Source organism: Amycolatopsis sp. NPDC004079 (genome assembly GCF_040610415.1).
In the GTDB taxonomy this organism is placed as follows: Bacteria; Actinomycetota; Actinomycetes; order Mycobacteriales; family Pseudonocardiaceae; genus Amycolatopsis; species Amycolatopsis halotolerans.
In genome coordinates, this window is the sequence record NZ_JBEXMH010000037.1 from 39,276 (window position 1) to 59,163 (window position 19,888).

Genomic DNA, 19,888 nt, shown 5'->3' on the forward strand with positions numbered 1-19,888 from the left:
CCGGTGGACTTCTCCCTCACCGAAGCACAAACCGACCTTTCCGCTTTGACCAGGCGCATTCTCGCCGATCAGGTCACCGCGGAATCGCTGGGCCCGCACGGCTCCGGCGGTTTCGACGCTCCACTGTGGACGGTCCTGGCCCGTTCCGGCGTCCTCGACGCGGCCCTGCCCTCGACGGTCGGCGGCGGCGGTTTCGGCTTGCTGGAACAGTGCTCTGTCCTGATCGAGATCGGCCGCGCGGTCGCTCCGGTCCCCTATCTGTCGTCGGTCGTCCAGGCTGGCTCGGTGCTCACCGATCCGTTGCTGGCCGAGCGATGGCTGCTGCCGGTTTCGCGCGGTAAAGCCGTACTCGCGGTCGCGCTGGGCGGTTCGTTCGTCGCTTCAGACGGACGCCTCACCGGTACGCAGACCGCCGTCCCCTTCGCAGCCTTCGCGGATGCCTTACTCGTCGAAGCCAACGACGGCGTGTACATCGTCGAGAAGGACGCTGCTGGTGTCTCTATCGAAGCGCAGTCCACCACGGACCATGCCGACGCTGCTTTGGTGACGCTGTCCGACACCCCTGGCGTCGCTCTCGGCGACGTCGGCGAACAGTTGCGTCTTCGCGGCGCTCTCGGCGCTTGCGCGCAACAGTTGGGCGTCTTGGAACGCGCGCTGGAACTGACCGCCGAGTACACACGCGAGCGCAAACAGTTCGACAAGGTGCTGGGCAGCTTCCAAGCCGTCCGGCACCGTCTCGCCGACGCGTACATCGACGTCGAAGCCGTACGGCTGACGCTGTGGCAGGCGGCTTGGAAACTTTCCGAAGGCCTGCCCGCTGCCGCTGACGTGGCCACTGCGAAGTTCTGGGCCGCAGAGGCCGGACACCGCGTCGCGCACACCGCTGTGCATTTGCACGGCGGCGTCGGCATCGATGTCGAGCACCCCATCCACCGTTACTTCGCCGCCGCGAAGCGCCTGGAGTTCACCAGCGGTGGCGCGACCGAACAGCTGTTGGGCCTCGGCGAGCTGGTGGTCAGTCCAACGGCGTGATGTGCCGCAGCCGACGCGGTCCGGTATCCGGCCGCGTCGGCGGTGCGCCCACCACCAGCCGCGCGTTGGCGACGAACGCCCCGTCCGGCGACGCGAGGATCGGATCCAACGCCAACGACCGCACCTCGGGGTTGTCCTCCGCGAGCGCCGCGACGCGCAACACCATGTCCTGCAACGCCGCGAGGTCCGCAGGCTCGTCACCGCGATACCCCGTCAGCAACGGCGACGTACGCGGCTCACGAATGAGCGTCGCCGCGTCGACGTCCGTCAACGGCACCGCTCGGTACGCGCGGTCGCCGAGCAGCGTGCTGACCAACCCGGACAGCCCGAACGACACGAGCGTGCCGAACGACGGGTCGTCCTGCAGCCCGATCGCACACGACAGCCCCTTCGGCGCCATCTGTTGCACGTACACGTCTTCGTCGCCCGACACAGCGCACAGATCCCGGTACGCACCGCGTACGGAGTCTTCGGACATCAGGTCAAGCCGTACGCCAGCGAAGTCCGGTCGCCCCCGCAACCGCTCGTCGACGGCCTTCAACGTGACGGGGTACCCAAGCTCAGCCGCCGCGGCCACTGCGTTGCTTTCGCTGGACGCCACTCGGAACGGCACCACATCCACGCCGTAACAGCTGAGCAACCGCACCACGTCGTCGTCGGACAACAGCGTCGAACTGCCGTCCTCCGGCAACAGCTCGCGCACGATCTCCTGCGCCTGCTCGACATGCAGGCCGCCAGGCCGCACCAACGTCCCCTGCGGCCGCTGCCGCCACGCCGCGTACCGCACCACGCGCGCCAACGCGTTCACCGCGCGCTCCGGACTCGAATACGACGGAATCGACCCACGCGTCGGCACTCTGTCGTCGGAAAGCACCGCCAACTCGTCCGGTACGCCTTCCGCGGCAAGGAACGTCGAGACGATCGGCTTCGACTGCTTCATCTCCGACACCGCTTCGCGCAACGCCCGCGCGTACGCAGCCCCAGGAATCGCCACCGGCGGCGCGAAAACCGCTATCAACGCGTCCGTCTCCGGCGAATCCAACGCCTCGCGCACCGCCGTAGCGAACTCGTCCGGCCCCGCTTGCGGCCCGATGTCGACCGGATCGAACGCTAGCCGCAGCCCTTCCGCACGAGCGGTATCGGCCGCCAGCAACCCGATCGCACTGGAGTTCCCGACAATCCCGATCCGCGGCCCCGCCGGCAACGGCTGATGCGCGAACACGAGCGCCGTGTCGAACAACTGCGCCAGCGACTCGACCCGCACAACTCCGGCCTGCTCGAACAACGCCTGCACACTGGCCTCGTCGACCTCCGCCGACGTCGCCGCGAGCTGCGGCCGCACCGCATGCCGCCCGGATTTCACCGCCACGATCGGCTTCGACCGCGCCAACCTGCGCGCGAGCCGCGCGAACTTGCGCGGGTTGCCGAACGACTCCAGATACAGCAACACCAGGTCGGTGTCGGGATCGGTTTCCCAATACTGCAGCAAATCATTGCCGGACACATCCGCCCGGTTGCCCGCCGACACGAACGTCGACAACCCGAGCCCGCGCGACCCCGCGTCGGCAAGAATCGCCGTCCCGAGCGCCCCCGACTGGCAGAAGAACCCCGTCCGCCCACGCTTCGGCAACCGCGGCGCGAGCGTGGCATTGAGCCGAACGTCCTTCGCGGTATTCAGCACGCCCAGCGCGTTCGGCCCGACCACGCGCATCCCGTGCGCCCGCGCCTCGCCGACCAGCCGCAACTCCGCGTGCAACCCGAGCGGCCCGGACTCGGCGAACCCGCCGGAGACGATCACCAGCGTCTTGACGCCCTTGGCCAAACAAGCGTCCAGCACCGATTCGACGGCCTCCGCGGGCACCGCCACCAACGCGAGATCCACGGGATCCGGAATGTCCAGCACCGACGGATACGCCCGCACCCCGCGAACCGACCGATGCTCCGGATTGACCGGATAAACGGCCCCCGCGAAATCGGCCGCGAGCATGTTGGCGAACGCGACATGCCCGACCTTGGTGGGATCCGCCGACGCCCCGATCACCGCCACCGTGTCGGGATGGAGCAGATTGTGCACACTCCGCGCCTCCGCGGCTTGCTCCCGCGACCGCGCGACCGCGAGCGATTCCTCCGTGGGGTCGATGTCGAACTCGAGATGCAGCACGCCTTCCTCGATCGCGCGGCTGACCTGGTAGCCCGCGTCGCGGAACACGCGCACCATCGCCGCGTTCTCGCTCAGCACCTCGGCGACGAACCGCCGCAGCCCGCTCTCCGACGCCGCCGCCGCGAGGTGCTCCAGCAGAATCGACCCGAGCCCGCGCCCCTGATGCTTGTCGTCGACGACGAACGCGACCTCCGCCGAAGGCCCCTGATCGAGCCGCTCGTAGCGCCCCACCGCGACCACGTCGTCGCCGAGCAAAGCGACGAACGCGACCCGGTCGTGGTGGTCCACCGTGGAGAACCGCTCAAGATCCCGCGGCGGGATGCGGGGGTAGGCGCCGAAGTACCGGAAGTACCGGGTGCGCTCGGAAAGCCTGCCGTGCAACGCGACGAGCCCGTCGGCGTCACTGGGCACGACGGGTCGCAAGTGGACAGTGCCGCCGTCGGAGAGGACGACGTCGGCTTCCCAATCGCGGGGGTAGTCGTAGGGATCGCGCTTCCCGCTGGGGGCGGGGTGTTCTGCCGCAGGATTCGCGGTGGCGGCTTCGCCAGCTGTTGGGCCATGCGCAGCGGAATTCCCCGCGGAATCCGGCTGTTCCGACGCCGCGCGCCCATCCGCGGCCGGGTGCGGAGCGGAAAACCCGCCGGACTCGCCCGTCGCGCGGGCACCGGGAGCAGGGCCGCCGGGGTCGGGAGTGCCGGAGTTTTCGCCAGGATGGCGAGGCTGGTCGGGCATGGTCAGTCCCTCGGATCGTCCGGGTCGAGGCCGTGCAGCGGGAAGATCGCGCGGCGGGTGTCGCGGATCGCGATGTCCACCGGGTCGTCCGCGTCGTCGCCCCACGGTGTGAAGGCGGTGTCCTTGCCGTCGGTCATCGCGGCGGGGAGATCGGCCGCCGGGGCGGCGCGCTGGACCGTCGAGACCCAGCCGGGCGGCAGCGGCGTTTCCGGCGGGACGTCGCGGTCCAGCACGGTCGCCATCAGGTGCGTCCACGAGCGCGGCACCACGCGGATCAGCTGGTATCCCCCGCCGCCGACAGCCAGCCAGCGGCCGTTCGCGTAGCGTTCGGCCAGGTCGCGCAAGGTGGAGTAGATGGTGCGGTGGCCGTCGACCGACAGGGACATGTCCGCCATCGGGTCCTCCTCGTGCGAGTCGACCCCGCACTGCGTGACGAGCAGCTGCGGCTGGAACTCTTGCAGCACAGCGGGAACCACCGCGTCGAACGCCCGCAGCCATCCCGGGTCCCGGGTGTGCGGCGGCAGCGGGATGTTCACCGCCGTGCCGGATGCCTTGCCCCTGCCGACCTCGGCGGAGTAGCCGGTGCCGGGCCAGAGCGTGAACGGGTGCTGGTGCATCGAGACGGTGAGGACGCGCGGATCGTCGTAAAACGCGGTCTGGACGCCGTCGCCGTGGTGCACGTCGGTGTCCACGTACGCGATGCGGTCGAAGCCGTGGTCGAGCAGCCACGAGATGGCGATCGCGCAGTCGTTGTAGACGCAGAAACCGGACGCGTGATCGCGCATCGCGTGGTGCAGCCCGCCCGCGATGTTGACCGCCCGACGCACCTCGCCGTCGGCGATCTTGCGGGCGGCGAGCAGCGTCGAGCCCACGACCAGCGCGGTCGCGTCGTGCATTCCGGGGAACACGGGGTTGTCGTCGGTCCCGAGCCCGTGCCCGACGTCCCAGCTGACGTCCGGAGCTTCCCGCACGGCGGCCAAGTACTCGGGCGCGTGCACGCGCAGCAGTTCCTCGTCGCCGGCCGCGGTGGGCACGAGCAGTTCGACCCCGTCGAGCACGCCCAGCTCAGTGGCGAGCCGCACGGTGAGGTCGAGCCGGACGGGGTTGAACGGATGCTGCCCGCCCAGGTCGTACTTCAGCAGCGACGGATCCCAGACGACTGCAGGCGACGACATGCCCCGCACTGTACTTCCCCGCCGCGTCCCGAGCCGGGTTCCGCGGCGGGACGAAACTCAGCCACGTGCCGCTCCAGCCGCCACTCCCCCAGCCGGGTTCCGCGGCGAGGCGAAACTCATCCGCGCGTCCAGACGACGCCGCGCGCTTCGTACTCCAGCATCTCCTCCAGCCCGGCCGCCGCGTCGGCGCCGAGTTCCCTTTTGACCAGCCACAGCGCCAGGTCCAGCCCGCTCGTGATGCCGCCCGAGGTGACCACGTCGCCGTCGTCGACCACGCGGGCTTTCTTGACCACGCCACCCTGCTGGACAAGCGTCTCGACCGCGCCGTGGTGCGTCGTGCACGGACGTCCGCGCACCAGTCCGGCCGCGCCGAGCAGAAGCGTGCCCGTGCAGAGCGACGCCAGAGTCAGCCCCTTGCGCGGCGCGGCGGCGAGCGCGTCCGGCAGCACCCGGCGGTCGATCTCCGCCCAGATGCCCGGCCCTTCCCGCTTCCCGTAACCGCCGCCCGGCACGACGATGAGGTCAGCGTCCTGCGGGGACCAGCCGCGCTCGACCTCCACCTTCGTCCCGTACGACGCGCGCACGACGCCCGGCCCGTCCACGCGCACGTACGAAACGTCCGTGCCGCGCTTCGCTTGCATGCCCGCTGCGGAGAACACCTCGTACGGACCGGCGAAGTCCTGCTCCTCGACACCGTCGAACAACACGACCTGCACCCGCAACGGCCGCCGCCCGGCCGCGGCCTCGGTCGCCGCCGACCCGGCCGCTACAGCTCCGACCGCTACAGCTCCGGTCGATGCCGCCCCGGTCCCTGCCGCAGCCCCGGACGTCGCCGCAGCTGCAGCCGGCACCGCCGCCGCGGACGTCGCCGCCATCGCCGCCCCGGCCGCCGCCGACCCGCGCAGGAATGTCCTTCGCTCCATGAACGCCGCCTCTCGCCTGGAAAAGCCTTCCGGACGAGAAGTCGGCCCGCGGCACCGAAAGTTCCGGCGAATTCAGCCGCGTTCGGGACCGGTGGCCGCTGGGCGTTCCGGATCGCGCGACCAGTGCGACCACGACCCCGCATACAGCGCCGCGGGCTCAGTCCGTCCCGCCACCTCCAGCGCGAGCACCACCGACGACGCAGTCACACCCGAACCGCAGTAAGCGCCGACCGGAACCCCGTCGGCCAAACCCAGCGCCGCGAACCGCTCGGCAAGCTCGGACGGCGACTTCCAGCGCCCGTCCGCGCCCGCGTGCTCAGACGACGGCGCGCTGACCGCGCCCGGGATGTGCCCGGCTCGCGGGTCGACCGGCTCGGTCTCGCCGGTGTAGCGGACGTGCGCCCGTGCGTCGAACAGCACGCCCTCGCGCGCGAGGGCCGCCGCGTCGTCCGCCGACAGCACCGGCATGCCGCCCGGCCGGACCTCGATGTCGCCCGGCTCCGGCGACGGCGCCTCGGCCGTCACTTCCCGCCCCTCGGCCAGCCACGCTGTGTAACCGCCGTCGAGCACCGCGACCTCCGGATGGCCGGCCCAGCGCAGCAGCCACCAGGCCCGCGCGGCGACCGAACCGTCGGCGTCGTCGTACACGACCACCGGACGCCCGTCCCGAACGCCCGCTTCGCGCAGCTCACACTGCAGCACGGCCGGGTCGGGCAGCGGGTGGCGGCCGCCGTCTCCGGGCGGCGAGGCCAGCGCCGTGTCGAGGTCGGCGAACACCGCCCCGGGCACGTGTCCCTCCTGGTAGGACTCCGCGCCGGGCGGTCCGCCGAGCCGCCAGCGGACGTCCAGCACGACGGGACGCTCGCGATCGGGGAACGCGGCGAGCTCAGCGGGCGAGATCAACGGTCGCATGGCCCCATCCTGCAGGTCCGGACGCGGTTCGCGCATCAGGGCAGGACTTTTCGGCGGGGCCGCGCCGTTACGCCGAGGCGGGCCGTCGCTGTCGGGGCCAACGACTACGATGAGCTACGCGGACGAAGGGGACAGCGTGAACGATCTCATCGACACCACCGAGATGTACCTGCGTACCATCTACGAGCTCGAAGAGGAAGGGGTCGTCCCGCTGCGGGCCCGGATCGCGGAGCGGCTGCAGCAGAGCGGGCCCACCGTGAGCCAGACCGTGGCCAGGATGGAGCGCGACGGGCTGGTCGTCGTCGCCGACGACCGGCATCTGCAGCTCACCGACCACGGCCACGACCTCGCCGTCGCGGTCATGCGCAAGCACCGGCTCGCCGAACGCCTCCTCGTCGACGTGATCGGCCTCGAGTGGGAGCACGTGCACAACGAGGCGTGCCGCTGGGAGCACGTGATGAGCGAGGCCGTCGAGCGCAAGCTGGTGAAGCTGCTCGACCACCCGACCACGTCGCCCTACGGCAACCCGATCCCCGGGCTCGACAAGCTCGGCGACGGCGATCCCGCGCCGCGCGCCGAGGACGGCCTGGTGCGTCTCGACGAGTTCGCCCGCACCGGCGGCGGCGAGGTGGAGATCCGCCGCATCGCCGAGCACGTGCAGCTCGACGAGTCGCTGCTCACCGAGCTGCGCACGGTCGGGATCGTGCCCGGCGGGTTCGTCACGGTCGGCAAGGCCTCCGGCGGCAGTGCGACCGTCGAGGTCAAGGGCACCGAAACCACGGCGCAGGTGTCCACCGCGGCGCTGCACGCCGTGCTGGCGCTCGCCAAGTGACCCCGGCGACCGACGCGGCACGCGCGTTCCGGGAGGTCCACGGGCGGGCCCCGGCAGGCGTGTGGTCCGCGCCGGGCCGGGTGAACCTGATCGGCGAGCACACCGACTACAACGACGGTTTCGTGCTGCCCTTCGCGCTCCCGCACCGGCTCGCCGCGGCCGCGTCCCCGCGCCGGGACGGCAAGCTCCAGGTCGCCACCCTCGGCGACGACGGGCAGCTGCAGCACTCCGGGCCGCACGACATCGCCGCGCTCGAACCGGGTTCGGTCCCGGGCTGGGCCGCGTATCCCGCCGGGGTGGCGTGGGTGCTGCGCGACCAGGGTTTCGCGGGCGGAGCCGACCTGGTCATCGCCGGCGACGTCCCGTCCGGGGCCGGGCTTTCCTCCTCTCACGCGCTGGAATGCGCGGTGTCGCTGGCTTTGCTGGGCGTGGCCGGGGTGGAACTCGAAGACGGCGGAGCGAGCACTCCCGCGCGCCCGGAGATCGCGCGCTGGGTGCAGCGGTCGGAAAACGACTTCGTCGGCGCGCCCACCGGGCTGCTCGACCAGACGGCGTCGCTGTGCTGCGAAGACTCGCGGGTGCTGTTCCTCGACGTCCGCTCGGGCGAGATGGAGCAGGTGCCGTTCCCGCTCGGCGAGGCCGGGCTCCGGGTGCTGATCATGGACACCCGCACCAAGCATTCCCACACCGACGGCGGCTACGGCGCGCGGCGGCGCGGCACCGAGCGCGCGGCGGAACTGCTCGGCGTGAAGGCGCTGCGCGACGTCACGCCCGACGGCCTCGACGAAGCTCTCGCGCACCTGCCCGCGGATCTGGTTCCGCTGGTGCGCCACGTGGTCACCGAGAACCAGCGGGTGCTCGACGTGGTCGCGTTGCTGCGCGAGAAGAAGCTCGCCGAGATCGGGCCGTACCTCGACGCTTCGCACGTGAGCATGCGCGACGACTACCGCATCTCGACGCCCGAACTCGACCTCGCGGTCGACTCGGCCCGGTCGGCCGGCGCACTGGGCGCGCGGATGACCGGCGGCGGGTTCGGCGGCTCGGCGATCGCGCTGGTCCGCGACGAGGATCTGGACGGAGTGCGCACCGCGGTCGAAACCGCCTGCGAGCAGGCCGGGTTCCGCCGCCCGCGGATGTTCACGGCGGTGCCGTCGCGCGGCGCGGGCCGCGACGAGGCCTGATTTCCGGAGCAACCCCCGGAGGGTCCGGCACGTCGCTCTGAGGGGAGACTGTGCCGCAGAGTCGCCACCCCTCAGCAGAAAGGCCTTGACGTGACGGACCAGCAAAGCCCCCTGAAGCTCATCGTGACGGGCGGCGCGGGGTACGTGGGCAGCGTGTGCGCCGCCCGCCTCATCGAAGCGGGTCACCAGGTCACCGTGGTGGACGACCTGTCGACCGGGCACGCGGACGCGGTGCACCCGCAGGCGCGCTTCGTCGAGGGCGACGCCGCCGAGGTCGCCGCGGACATTCTCGGCGAAGGTTTCGACGGCGTGCTGCACTTCGCCGCGAAGTCGCTGGTGGGCGAGTCGATGGCCGACCCGGCGAAGTACTGGGAAGGCAACGTGGTGACCTCGCTGCGGCTGCTGGAGGCGATGAAGAAGCACGGCACGCCGCGCCTCGTGTTCTCCTCCACCGCGGCGACCTACGGCGAGCCCGACGTGTCGCCGATCCCGGAAACGGCCCCGACCCAGCCGACCAATACGTATGGCGCGTCGAAGCTCGCCATCGACCACGCGATCACCAGCTTCGCCCGCGCCCACGGCCTGGCCGCGGTCAGCCTGCGGTACTTCAATGTGGCCGGCGCGTACGGCGCGTTCGGCGAACGGCACACCACCGAAACCCATCTCATCCCTCTCGTTCTCCAGGTCGCGACCGGCGACCGCGAACACATCTCCATCTACGGCGACGACTACCCGACGCCCGACAAAACGGCCGTCCGCGACTACATCCACGTGGTCGACCTCGCCGACGCCCACTTCCTCGCCCTGCGCCACGCCGCCGCCGGCGAGCACCGCATCTACAACCTCGGCAGCGGCACCGGCTTCTCGGTGCTGGAGGTCGTGGAAGCCTGCCGCCGGGTCACCGGGCACGCGATCCCCGCCGTCGTGGCCCCGCGCCGCGCGGGCGACCCGTCGGTGCTGGTGGCGTCGAGCGACAAGGCCAACGGCGAACTCGGCTGGACGCCCAAGCTGACCGACCTCGACGGGATCGTGTCGGACGCTTGGCAGTTCACCCAGTCGCGTCTTTCCTGACGGCGATTCCGGACCGCGGCGCCGGACTGCGGGCGGCGCCTGGTCCGGGTGTGGTGTTTCGGGGCGGGGATTCTGGCGAATCCTCGCCCCGCAATCGTTTCTGCGCACACCTCCCAGACGCACTGGGCGAGGAGTCGACAGTCCACTTAGGACTCACGGGTGCGACGCGGGCTCGGGACCACGGAAGGAATCAGCTCAAGCACGTCCGCGCCGGGATGGCGAGGTGCCGACCCCCGCCTCACACCGTGCACGACGGCGTGTTGGCGCAACAGGCCGATGCGATCGAACGCCACGGCGAGGAACCAAGGCAAATCCGGCTCGGGCAAAGCCTTTCCGGCGCTGTGCGAGGCTTCGCCAGGGAGCCCCTCCCACCACCGAGGCAGCGAACCGGTTCGACAGGGGCCCGTCTCCGCCCTCCGCCCTCCGACGTGCAGTCAGGGTCACGGTCATCTCGTCCTCCTCGGCGGCTCGGACTCGGCGGCACTCCCGACGTGCGATCAGGCCACGGTCATCTCATCCCCCTCGGCGGCCCCGGCTCGGCAGCGCTCTCCGGCTCCGACGGCGGCGGCAACCCGAGATCCGCCGCCGTGCTGAAGTCCGCGAGGCCGGTCAGCTTCGCCGGGTCCATGCCGATGTTCCAGGCGGTCTGCAGCAACTGCGCCACCATGTGGTCAGGATCGGCCTCGACCGCGTTCGCCAAAGCCATCCCGGCCAACGCGCCTTCCCCGCGCATCAAAGCGGTGTAGCCGAGATAGAGCGCAGCCTCGGCACGATGCGGCGGCGGCAATTCCCGGACGAGCGTCAGCCACACCTCCTCAGCCTCCCGAGTAAGCGCAGTATGCGGCGGGACCGCAAGGGCCATGCACGCGTCGCGGATCGGGGTGAACATCAGTGCATGAGCCAGCCGGACGGCCTGGTCGTCATCAGGTGGACCCGCGCCTCGTCGCTGCCGAAGGAACGCGTCGCGGAGTTCGGTTACCGCAGCGTCCAAGACATCGCCCTGCGACATTCCGGGGCTGTACAACGGTTCCGGGCAGGACACGAGCAAGTCGGCGCGACGAGTGATCGCCTCCGGGGAACGCGGTTCCAGCACCGCGGCCAGCTCTTCACGGCTGCGGAAGACGACGAAACCCGCCTCCGTGGTCGCGGCGGCGATGACGGTTTCCTGCGGATCGGGCACAACGCCGCTGCAGTCCGGATCCAGATAGCACGACCATGGCGCACCGGGTTCGATCTCGGCGGCCCACAGTGCGTGGAACAGGCGGAGCTTATGCCGGGCCAAGACCCGCCGCAGCTCGGCTAAGAATTCCCTGTGCGGTGGACCGTTTTCGTCAGGCGAGCCGCCGACAAGAACGACGGTGACACCGTTGTGCTCGCGATCGGCGAAGCGCGGGATCAGCGCATCCGCTTGCTCTGCCTGGAGTTCTCGCGGCGGAAGGTCGGCGCGCAGCATCAGGCCGATCGTGGTGCCGGGGACGCGATGGCCCAGCAGCACAAGGGAATCAGCGGGACGGAAGCCCAGCAGGTACGGGAGGGAAGCGATGAGGTCGGCCGGATTGCGGAGGGTGGCCCGGGAGATGCCGGGCGGCGTCGAGGTGGTCACGCCTCCACTGTGCGCCGGGAATGCGCGAATCGGGACGAACACGGCAAATCTGTGGAGTCGGCGGGCAGTTGTGGACAACCGGGTCACCGGTGGGGACAACCGGCGGAAATTGTCGGTGGCCTGTGCATCGACCACCACTGTCCACAATAGACAAATGCTGCCGGAGCCAGCGAACGGCTCCGGCAGCATCGGTCAAGACAAACTCAGCCGCAGTGTTCGAACGGGCTTTCGTACGACGAAGAGCCGACCGAACCGCCCCACTTGACGCACGTCGAACCGGCGTTCTTCTTCACCGGGCCGGCGTAGTAGGTGAAGTTCCCCGAATCCGTCGCCCTGGTCGAGCCCTGCACTTCCAGGAACGCCGAAGCCGCGCTGGCGGTCCCCAGCGAAACCGCCTTCAGGGTCGTCACGCAGTTCTCTTTGGAGGACGAGTTGTACAGCAGGTACGCGGTGCCCGCCGTCCCCAGCGCCTGCTGGTCGATCACCGAGAAGCCCGACCCGCACACCTGCGTCGCCGAGTACGGGTTGCCGCCGCAGCCGTTCTTGCTCGTGAAGTCCTTCTTGCCGTAGTACGGCACCGCGACGCCGTTCAGCACAGCCTTCTGCGTCACGCCGTTCAAGTTCTCTTCGAAGTGCAGGTGCGGCCCGGTCACTCCGCCGGTCGCGCCCGCCTTGCCGATCTCCTTGCCCTGCCCGACGCTCTGGCCCACCGAGACTTCCTGCTCGGACAGGTGCGCGTAGCGGGTCCGCCAGCCGCCGCCGTGGTCCAGTTCGATCCAGCGGCCGTAGCTGGTGCTGCCCTCGTTCGCGACGCGCGTGACCGTCCCGGGCGCGGCCGCGAGCACCGGCATGCCGGTGATGCCGGACTTCTGGAAGTCGACCGAGTTGGCCGGGTTGTGGCCGCTGAAGGTCGCCGCGGTGACCGTGACGCCGCACTTGAACGGCACCTGGAAGTTGGGGGCCGCGGACGCCGTCGACTGGGCGGCGAGCGTCAGGCCGCACGCGGGCAAGGCCACCGCGGCCGCGACCGCCGCGAACCGTCTCAATCTGGACATGGGGCGTACCTCCTGGTGGGGGAAATGTCCGAGCACCTCCAGCCAAGCCCGAGCCAGTACATTTTCCGTACAAGACGACGGGGAGGACCCATGGGCACACCGGCGGCCTCGCTCGCCAACGCCCGGCGGCGGTTCGAGGGCGCCGACTGGGTGCGCTGGGGCGTGCTCGCGGTGCCGACCCTGTTCGCGATCCCGAACGCGCGGCCGTGGACGTGGCCGCTGATCGGGCTGATCCTCGTACTGTCCGTCCCGGCCCTGTGGCTCACCCGCGAGTCGAAACCGCGCTGGCTGATGCCCGCGACCATGATCGCCGTGGTCGCGGCGGCGGGAGCGCTCTGGATCCTTCAGCCGAGCAGCTGGACCTCGACGACGATGTTCGGCGCGGCCTTCTACACCCTGCGCGTGAGCAGCCGGATCGCGGCGGCTGTCGCGCTCGCCGTGGCTTCGGCGGCGATCCTCATCTGGTCGATCGCCCACGACCTCGACTGGCTGAACGCGGTCGCCCTCTTCGCAGTCCTCGTCGTGATGGTGCTGCTCGCGGCCAACCGCCGAGGCCGCGCGGAACGGCTGGAACAGACCGAACTCGCACTTGCCCGCGCCCAGACAGCCAGCGAGGAGCACGCCCGCGCAGCCGCGCTGGCCGAACGCGCGCGCATCGCCCGCGAGCTGCACGACGTCCTCGCGCATTCCCTCGCCGGGCTCGCGCTCAACCTTCAGGGCGCGCGTCTGATGCTGGTCCGCGACGGTGCGAGCGAAGAGTCTCTCGCGCAGATAGAACGCGCGCAGAAGCTGGCGACAGACGGTCTCGCCGAAGCGCGCAAGGCCGTCGCCGCACTGCGCGAAGACGCCGTACCCGTCGAGCGCTCGGTCTCAGACCTTCTAGCCGCGTACAGGCTCGACACCGGCTCTCGCGCCGACCTCGTGATCGAAGGCGAACCACGCGAGCTAGACGCAGCTGTCGGCACAACGCTCGTACGCGCCATACAGGAAGCCCTCGCCAACTCGCGCAAACACGCAGGCGGTCCCGCCGTAGACGTCATGGTGGCCTTTAACAAAGACGAAGTCGACTTAACGATCATCGACCACCAAGGCCGCCGCCCGCCGGAGTCGCCGTCGCCGGGATACGGTTTGCGTGGCATGGGCGAGCGGGTCGCGCTGTTGAACGGGAAGCTCGAATGCGGCCCTGGGGAGGACGGATGGCGGATTCAGCTGACAGTGCCGGCGTGACGCCTCGCGTGGTGCTGGCCGACGACCAGGCAGTAGTGCGCGAAGGGCTCGTAACGCTGCTCGGCCTGCTGCCGGGCGTCGAGGTCGTAGGTGCGGCAGCAGACGGCGTACAGGCTCTCGAACTTGTCGCGGAACACCAGCCCGACGTACTTCTCGTTGACCTGCGCATGCCGAACCGCGACGGCGTCGAGACGACCGAAATGGTCCGCGCGCAGCATCCGAAGACCGAGGTAGTCGTCCTCACCACGTACGCCGACGACGATTCCCTGCTCGCCGCGCTCAAAGCAGGTGCACGCGGGTTCCTTACCAAGGACGCCGATGCCGACGCGATCGTCCGCGCACTCCGCTCAGCGGCCGCTGGCCAGTCCACTGTGGACGGAGCGCTCCAGCAACGGCTGGTAGCGGCCGCGACAAGCCGCTCCCCCGTGCGCACGAAGGAGCTGGAAGGCCTTACCGCGCGCGAAGTCGAGGTGCTGCGGCTGATCGCGGCCGGCCTGTCGAACACGGAGATCGCGCGCACCCTCGTGGTCAGCGAGGCGACGGTGAAGACGCACGTCAATCACCTGTTCTCCAAGGCAGGCCTGCGCGATCGCGCGCAGGCCGTCGCCTTCGCTTACCGCGCCGGAATCGCCGAGTAGAACGCCTGCTTCCCGCCGACGATCGGCAGCGTCACCGTCGTCCCGGTCAGGTCCAGCGACAGCCCGGTGCCCGGCTCCGGCCGCAGCGTGAAGTCGTGGTCGCTGGACGCCAGCACGAACTCCAGCCGATGCCCGGCGGGCACGATGTAGTCCTTCGGCATCAGCGAAACCTCGATGCGGTACCGCTGTCCGGGCGTGATCGGCGACGTGATCGACGGGCTGACGCGGTTCTGCGGATCCGTCCAGCCCCGGCTGATCACGTGGGAAGTGCCGTCCGGCGCACGGTCGAGCAGCGCCGCGGTGACGTTCGCGGCGGGGCGGTCGAACGACAGCCGCAGCTCCGCCTTCGCGGTTCCGGACAGCCGCACCGGTTCCGCGGTCGCGGAAGTGCGGTAGCGCAAGCGGTTCCCGGACGACGCCGCGTCGGCGAGCTGCTCGATCTTCTTGCTCGCGTCGTCGGCCAGCGTTTCGACGGTCGGACGGCCGGGCACCGGCTGCCGGTCGAGTGCCCCGGTCGAACGTCCGCCCGGCCACGGGTGCAACTCAACGTCCGAAGTGCCTGGCGCGGGCCACTCGGCCTCGTCGACCCACGACTTGTCCTCGCGCTGGATCGTCGCCTTCGGCTCGCGCTCGATGCCGTTGTCGACGCCGTACAGGTAATGCGACATCCACTTGTTCAGCGTCGTGAGCCAGACGTCGCGGCGCAGCGAAATCGGGTCCGCGTGGCCGGACTGGTGCAGCCAGATCTTGTGCTCGACGCCGTGCTTCTTCAGCGCTTCGTACCAGGTCGCGACCTGCTCGGTCTTCACGTTCCAGTCGTTCAGCCCGTGCACCGCCAGCACCGACGCGTGCACCTTGCCGACGTCGTCGCGGTAGTTCCGCACGTCCCAGAACTGGCTGTAGTCCCCGGTCAGCCGGTCCTGGTCGGCGGTGAGGCCGTCGAGCACCGGACGGCAGACCTGCTGGTCAGCGCGCGAGTAGACGTAGCCGGCGAGCACGTCCGTGTCCTCGCCCTGATAACCGCCGGGAGCGACGACCGCGCCGGCGTTGCGGTAGTAGCCGTACCAGCTCGAAATGGCGGCGATCGGCACGATCGTCTCGAGCCCTTCGACACCGGTACTGGCCACGGCGTTGGGCAGCGTGCCGTTGTACGACACGCCCATCATTCCGGTCTTCCCCGTGCTCCAGGTCGCCGCGACGGGCGCGCCAGCCTTGTCGTGCGCCTCAGCGCGGCCGTTCAGCCAGTCGACCACCGAGCGCGCGCCGATCGTCTCGTTCACGTCGCCGGTCGTCGGACAGCCGGTGGACAGCCCGGTGCCGAGGGATTCGCCGTACACGACCGCGAATCCGCGCGCGGTGAAGTAGTTCTGGTAGCTCCAGCCGATCGGTGCCGCGACGTGCGGACCCGGCACGTACAGCTCGGTGTCGACGTCGTGGTTCGGCACGTCGTTGCCGCCTGCGAAGTACGGGCTCGCTTCGTACACGACAGGCACCTTCATGCCCTGCTCCGTGGCGCGCGGACGCACTACTTGCGCGTGTACGAGGTCAGGCTTGCCGTCGTGGTCGCTGTCGACGGGCGCGGTGACCCAGACGTCTTCGCGGATGACGTCAGCCGGATCGAAGACCGCCTGCGCTTGACCGTCGGTGAAAACCGGCGCTGGCGGCGAAGCGGCTTCAGCGACCGCGGGTACGGATAACGTGGCCACTGCGACGAAGACAACAGCGACTCGAGCGGCAACTCCCACCAGGACCCCCAAGCTGGACGAAGCAGACGAGTAAGTTGAGAGTTCCGTCAACCGCAAGTCGCGTCAACCGACTAACGTCGGAGCCATGGACGCACCGATCGCCACGGTCACGGTCTATCCGCAGAACGCGCGCGTCACCCGTCGTTGTCAAGTCACTCCGGCCGACGGGTCCCGCGTAGAGATCACGGGTCTACCCCTGTCGCTCGACGCTGCTTCGGTGCGAGTGAGCGGCGCGGGCGACGCGTTGGTCACCGGCGTCGACGTCGCGTACGCGCAGCACGCCGCTCCCGCAGACCCGACGCTGCGCGCGCTCGTGGAGCAGCGACGCGCGGACCAAGCGACTGTCGACGAGGTCGCAGACGACGAGAGCGCTGCTGCGGCGCGCGTCGACCTGTTGACCGGAGTCTCGCGACGCAGCGGAGCAAGCTTCGCGAAGGCGTTGGCTGGCGGTGACGCCGAACCGGGACGCGTGCAGGAAGTGAGCGAAGCGCTTAGTACGCAGTTAGCGGTGGCGCTCAAGGAACGTCGCGCGCTCGGCACGAGGCTGGAACGGCTGCGCGAAGACCTCGCCGCGCTCGACCGGCAGATCGAAACTCGCAGCGCACAGTCCGAACAGGACAGTTCGACGATCACCGTGGAGCTGGAATCCCCGGCCACCGCCGAAATCGAACTGTCCTATGTGGTCCCCGGCGCGCGCTGGGAACCCGGATACGACGTCCGCGTACGCGGCACCGACGTCACGGTCACCTCGTACGGGCTCGTAAGCCAGCACACCGGCGAGGACTGGCCGGAGTGCGAGCTGACGCTGTCGACCGCCCGCCCGGCGAACACCGTCGTGATCCCGGAACTCCAGCCCTGGTATCTGGATCGGCAGCAGCCTCCGCCACCCCAGCCGCGAGCTGCGATGGCGGCCCCTGCGATGGCGTACGGCGGCGCAGCAGGAGCCGGTCGAGACGGCTTCGCCGCACACCTCTCCGCAGTGGAGCAAGGCACCACCGCGGTCACCTACCGCCCGGCACGCCCGGTCGCGATCCCGTCCGGCGCGCAGGGCCACCGGACGACGCTCGCGCAGCTGGACCTCACGGCCGAACTCGACTACGTGACCGCGCCGACGCAGGCCGCGGAGGCCTACCTGCGCGCGAAGGTGGTCAACACCGCCGAGCACACGCTTCGCGCCGGTCGCGCCGCAGTGTTCCACGAGGCCGAATTCGTCGGCAGCACGCAGCTGGAGCTGTGGGCTCCCGGCGAGGAACTCGAACTCGCGCTGGGCGTCGACGACCGGATCCGCGTCGAACGCGAACTGGTCAAGCGCAGTGCCAGCAAGGCGACGTTCTCCACGCAACGCCGCCGCGAAGCCGACTACCTGACGACGGTGACCAACCACAGCCCGCGCGAAGCCGTGGTGGCCGTGCTCGACCAGGCCCCGGTCTCCCGGGACGACTCGATCACCGTGCGGGACCTTCGGCTCAGCCCGGAGCCGGTCGAGCGCACCGAACTGGGCCAGTTCACCTGGCGGCTCACGATCGCGCCCGGGGCGTCCGCGACGGTCTCGCTCGGCTACCGGGTGGACGTCGCGAAGGGCGTCGAACTCAGCGGCTGGCGCGAGTGAGGCGTCAGCCCTGTGCGATGTAGGCCTCGAGCTGTTCCTGGCTCTGTTCCAGTTGCTCCATCCGGATCTTCACCACGTCGCCGATGCTCACGATCCCGGCAAGACGCCCGCCGTCGAGCACCGGCACGTGCCGGATCCGCCGTTCGGTCATCACCACGCTGAGCTGGTCCACCGGATCGTCCGGGGTGCAGCTGGCGACCATGGTGGTCATGATGTCCGCGACCGGCCCCTGCAGGACCGAAGGCCCGTGGTCGTTGAGCTTGCGCACGACGTCGCGTTCGGACACGATCCCGGCGATCCCGCCTTCGGCGTCCACCACGACCATCGCGCCGACGTTGTGCCGGGCGAGCCCCGCCAGCAGCTCGGCGACCGTGGTACCCGGCGACACAGTGGCGACCGTCGCGCCCTTGCGCTGAAGCACATCCGCAATCCGCATGGCGATGCCCTCTCCTCGGTGAGTCGGGTCACCTCAGGTTAGGGCCCCGCCGCCGTGTGCGAAAGTCCGGCGGGATGCGTCCGTTCGTGGTAACGCGCTCATCCGTCGAACACCCGGCGCAACCGGGCGAGCCCGGGTCCGATCCGGTCGGTCGCGATCGCGCCGTAGCCGAACAGCAGCCCGTGCCGCCGCGCCGCCACGGAGAAATCGCCGAGCGAGAACAGCCGGACGCCCGACCCGGTCGCCTTCCGCGCGAAACCGCGCAGGTCCCGGTCCGCCGACGCGCTCAGGTGCAGACCGGCCGACGCGGGCACCGGCTCCAGGACGTCGCCGAATTCCGCCCGCAGGCCGTCCACGAGAAGGTCGTGCCGGGCGCGGTAGATGCCGCGCATCCGGCGGACGTGCCGGGCGAACCCGCCTTCGGCGATGAACGCCGCGACCACCGCCTGCTCGATGCCCGGGGAATGCCAGTCGGCGAGGTATTTCGCCTTCACGATCGCCTCCGCCAACGCGGGCGGCGCGGCGAGAAAACCCAGCCGCAGCGCGGGCGACAGGACCTTCGAGAACGAGCCGACGTAGACCACCCGGCCGTGCGAATCCAAGCTGTGCAACGGTTCCAGCGGACGACCGGAGTAGCGGAACTCGGTGTCGTAATCGTCCTCGACCACCACGGCCCCGTTGTCCTCAGCCCAATCCAGCAGTGCTCGCCGGCGAGACGGCGACATCGCGACCCCGAGCGGGTACTGGTGCGACGGCGTCACGTGCACCAGGCGAGTGCCCGGCGGAATCGCGTCGACCACGATGCCCTCGTCGTCCACCGGAACCGGCGCGACGCGGACTCCGAGCGTGCCCAGCAGCAGGCGCGGCGGCGGGTAACCGGGATCCTCGACCGCGGCCAGGTCGCCGGGCCGCAGCAGGACCCGGGCGACGAGGTCGATCGTCTGCTGCGCGCCCGAGGTGATCACGAGATGGTCGGGGCGCACGCGAACATTCCGGGACACCGCGAGGTGCCGCGCGAGCTCGGTGCGCAGCCGGGGATCGCCTTGCGGTTCGCCGTAAGTCATCAGCTCCGCGCGGGAACCGCGCAACGACTGGGTCATCAGCCGACGCCAGGTGTCGAACGGAAACAGCCGCACATCCGGGACTCCGGCACGGAAATCGAACTCCGGCGGGTCGGTGAACGCTCTCGGCGGCGTGGGTACGTCTGTCCACTCTGGACGCGGCTGGACGTCCTCAGCGAGCCCGGTCGGTTCGACAGGACGCGGCGCGGCGCCGGCGCGCACGTAAGTACCGGCTCCGACCCGGCCGGTCAGAAATCCTTCCGCGGTGAGGCGTTCGTACGCCGCGGTGACGGTGGTGCGCGAAACGGCCAGCTGGTGCGCCAGTTCCCTGGTCGGCGGCAGCGCGTCGCCGTCGCGGAGCCGCCCGTCGAGCACCGCTTCGCGGATCTGGCGGTAGATCTCGTCGCGGTGGCCGCGGGTGCCGGACAGGTCCAGGTGCAGGTCCACGCGTCCAGCCTAGATTGGTCCACCGCAGTTGGCTCCGCTTTGGCTCTC

General features: G+C 70.2%; 16 protein-coding genes. 7 read left to right on the plus strand and 9 right to left on the minus strand.

What is annotated here, in order from left to right:
- Positions 1-3 precede the first annotated feature (3 nt).
- Complete coding sequence (locus ABZX37_RS30995) at positions 4-1,032, plus strand: acyl-CoA dehydrogenase family protein (protein ID WP_354745504.1); 1,029 nt, start codon at positions 4-6, stop codon at positions 1,030-1,032.
- On the opposite strand, the gene ABZX37_RS31000 is transcribed toward ABZX37_RS30995, so the two are convergent.
- From ABZX37_RS31000 to ABZX37_RS31015, 4 genes are all read right to left on the minus strand, one after another.
- The gene (locus ABZX37_RS31000) at positions 1,016-3,925 is read right to left on the minus strand and encodes a GNAT family N-acetyltransferase (protein ID WP_354745505.1); all 2,910 of its coding nucleotides are present in this window, start codon (positions 3,923-3,925) and stop codon (positions 1,016-1,018) included. The genes ABZX37_RS30995 and ABZX37_RS31000 overlap by 17 nt on opposite strands.
- Before the next feature lie 2 nt (positions 3,926-3,927).
- Positions 3,928-5,100 (minus strand): acetoin utilization protein AcuC, encoded by a 1,173-nt coding sequence (locus ABZX37_RS31005; RefSeq protein WP_354745506.1) that lies wholly within the window; start codon positions 5,098-5,100, stop codon positions 3,928-3,930.
- A gap of 116 nt (positions 5,101-5,216) precedes the next feature.
- Positions 5,217-6,023 (minus strand): DJ-1/PfpI family protein, encoded by an 807-nt coding sequence (locus tag ABZX37_RS31010; RefSeq protein ID WP_354745507.1) that lies wholly within the window; start codon positions 6,021-6,023, stop codon positions 5,217-5,219.
- Between the two features lie 72 nt (positions 6,024-6,095).
- Positions 6,096-6,935, minus strand: a complete 840-nt coding sequence (locus ABZX37_RS31015) for a sulfurtransferase (RefSeq protein WP_354745509.1) — start codon at positions 6,933-6,935, stop codon at positions 6,096-6,098.
- A 109-nt stretch (positions 6,936-7,044) separates the two neighbouring features.
- Here ABZX37_RS31015 and ABZX37_RS31020 point away from each other — a divergent pair, with 109 nt between their 5' ends.
- The 3 genes from ABZX37_RS31020 to galE all read left to right on the plus strand — a co-directional run bounded on the left by ABZX37_RS31020 (position 7,045) and on the right by galE (position 10,019).
- Positions 7,045-7,767, plus strand: a complete 723-nt coding sequence (locus tag ABZX37_RS31020; protein WP_354745511.1) for a metal-dependent transcriptional regulator — start codon at positions 7,045-7,047, stop codon at positions 7,765-7,767.
- On the plus strand, positions 7,764-8,948 hold the full coding sequence (gene galK, locus ABZX37_RS31025; RefSeq protein ID WP_354745513.1) for a galactokinase: 1,185 nt from the start codon (positions 7,764-7,766) through the stop codon (positions 8,946-8,948). The genes ABZX37_RS31020 and galK overlap by 4 nt, the downstream gene beginning before the upstream one ends.
- Positions 8,949-9,038: 90 nt before the next feature.
- On the plus strand, positions 9,039-10,019 hold the full coding sequence (gene galE / locus ABZX37_RS31030; RefSeq protein WP_354745515.1) for a UDP-glucose 4-epimerase GalE: 981 nt from the start codon (positions 9,039-9,041) through the stop codon (positions 10,017-10,019).
- A 508-nt stretch (positions 10,020-10,527) separates the two neighbouring features.
- On the opposite strand, the gene ABZX37_RS31035 is transcribed toward galE, so the two are convergent.
- Positions 10,528-11,622: a DUF4192 domain-containing protein gene (locus ABZX37_RS31035; protein WP_354745517.1), complete on the minus strand. Its 1,095-nt coding sequence runs from the start codon at positions 11,620-11,622 to the stop codon at positions 10,528-10,530.
- 203 nt (positions 11,623-11,825) lie between these two features.
- Positions 11,826-12,677 carry a M23 family metallopeptidase gene (locus tag ABZX37_RS31040; RefSeq protein ID WP_354745519.1) on the minus strand — a complete coding sequence of 284 codons (852 nt, stop codon included), beginning with the start codon at positions 12,675-12,677 and terminating at the stop codon, positions 11,826-11,828.
- Positions 12,678-12,767: 90 nt separating this feature from the next.
- Here ABZX37_RS31040 and ABZX37_RS31045 point away from each other — a divergent pair, with 90 nt between their 5' ends.
- Both ABZX37_RS31045 and ABZX37_RS31050 read left to right on the plus strand, forming a co-directional pair.
- Positions 12,768-13,904, plus strand: coding sequence for a histidine kinase (locus ABZX37_RS31045; RefSeq protein ID WP_354745521.1), 1,137 nt, complete (start codon positions 12,768-12,770; stop codon positions 13,902-13,904).
- Positions 13,901-14,542 (plus strand): response regulator transcription factor, encoded by a 642-nt coding sequence (locus ABZX37_RS31050; protein ID WP_354745523.1) that lies wholly within the window; start codon positions 13,901-13,903, stop codon positions 14,540-14,542. The genes ABZX37_RS31045 and ABZX37_RS31050 overlap by 4 nt, the downstream gene beginning before the upstream one ends.
- On the opposite strand, the gene ABZX37_RS31055 is transcribed toward ABZX37_RS31050, so the two are convergent.
- Positions 14,518-16,248, minus strand: coding sequence for a Xaa-Pro dipeptidyl-peptidase (locus ABZX37_RS31055; RefSeq protein ID WP_354745525.1), 1,731 nt, complete (start codon positions 16,246-16,248; stop codon positions 14,518-14,520). The two genes, ABZX37_RS31050 and ABZX37_RS31055, sit on opposite strands and share 25 nt — an antisense overlap.
- 124 nt (positions 16,249-16,372) lie before the next feature.
- On the opposite strand from ABZX37_RS31055, the gene ABZX37_RS31060 reads away from it, so the two are divergent.
- Positions 16,373-17,896, plus strand: coding sequence for a DUF4139 domain-containing protein (locus ABZX37_RS31060; protein WP_354745527.1), 1,524 nt, complete (start codon positions 16,373-16,375; stop codon positions 17,894-17,896).
- Between the two features lie 4 nt (positions 17,897-17,900).
- Here the strand turns inward: ABZX37_RS31060 and ABZX37_RS31065 are convergent, their stop codons facing one another.
- Together ABZX37_RS31065 and ABZX37_RS31070 are read right to left on the minus strand one after the other, a co-directional pair.
- Positions 17,901-18,332, minus strand: coding sequence for a CBS domain-containing protein (locus ABZX37_RS31065; protein ID WP_354745529.1), 432 nt, complete (start codon positions 18,330-18,332; stop codon positions 17,901-17,903).
- 98 nt (positions 18,333-18,430) lie between these two features.
- Complete coding sequence (locus ABZX37_RS31070; protein ID WP_354745531.1) at positions 18,431-19,840, minus strand: PLP-dependent aminotransferase family protein; 1,410 nt, start codon at positions 19,838-19,840, stop codon at positions 18,431-18,433.
- Positions 19,841-19,888 lie beyond the last annotated feature (48 nt).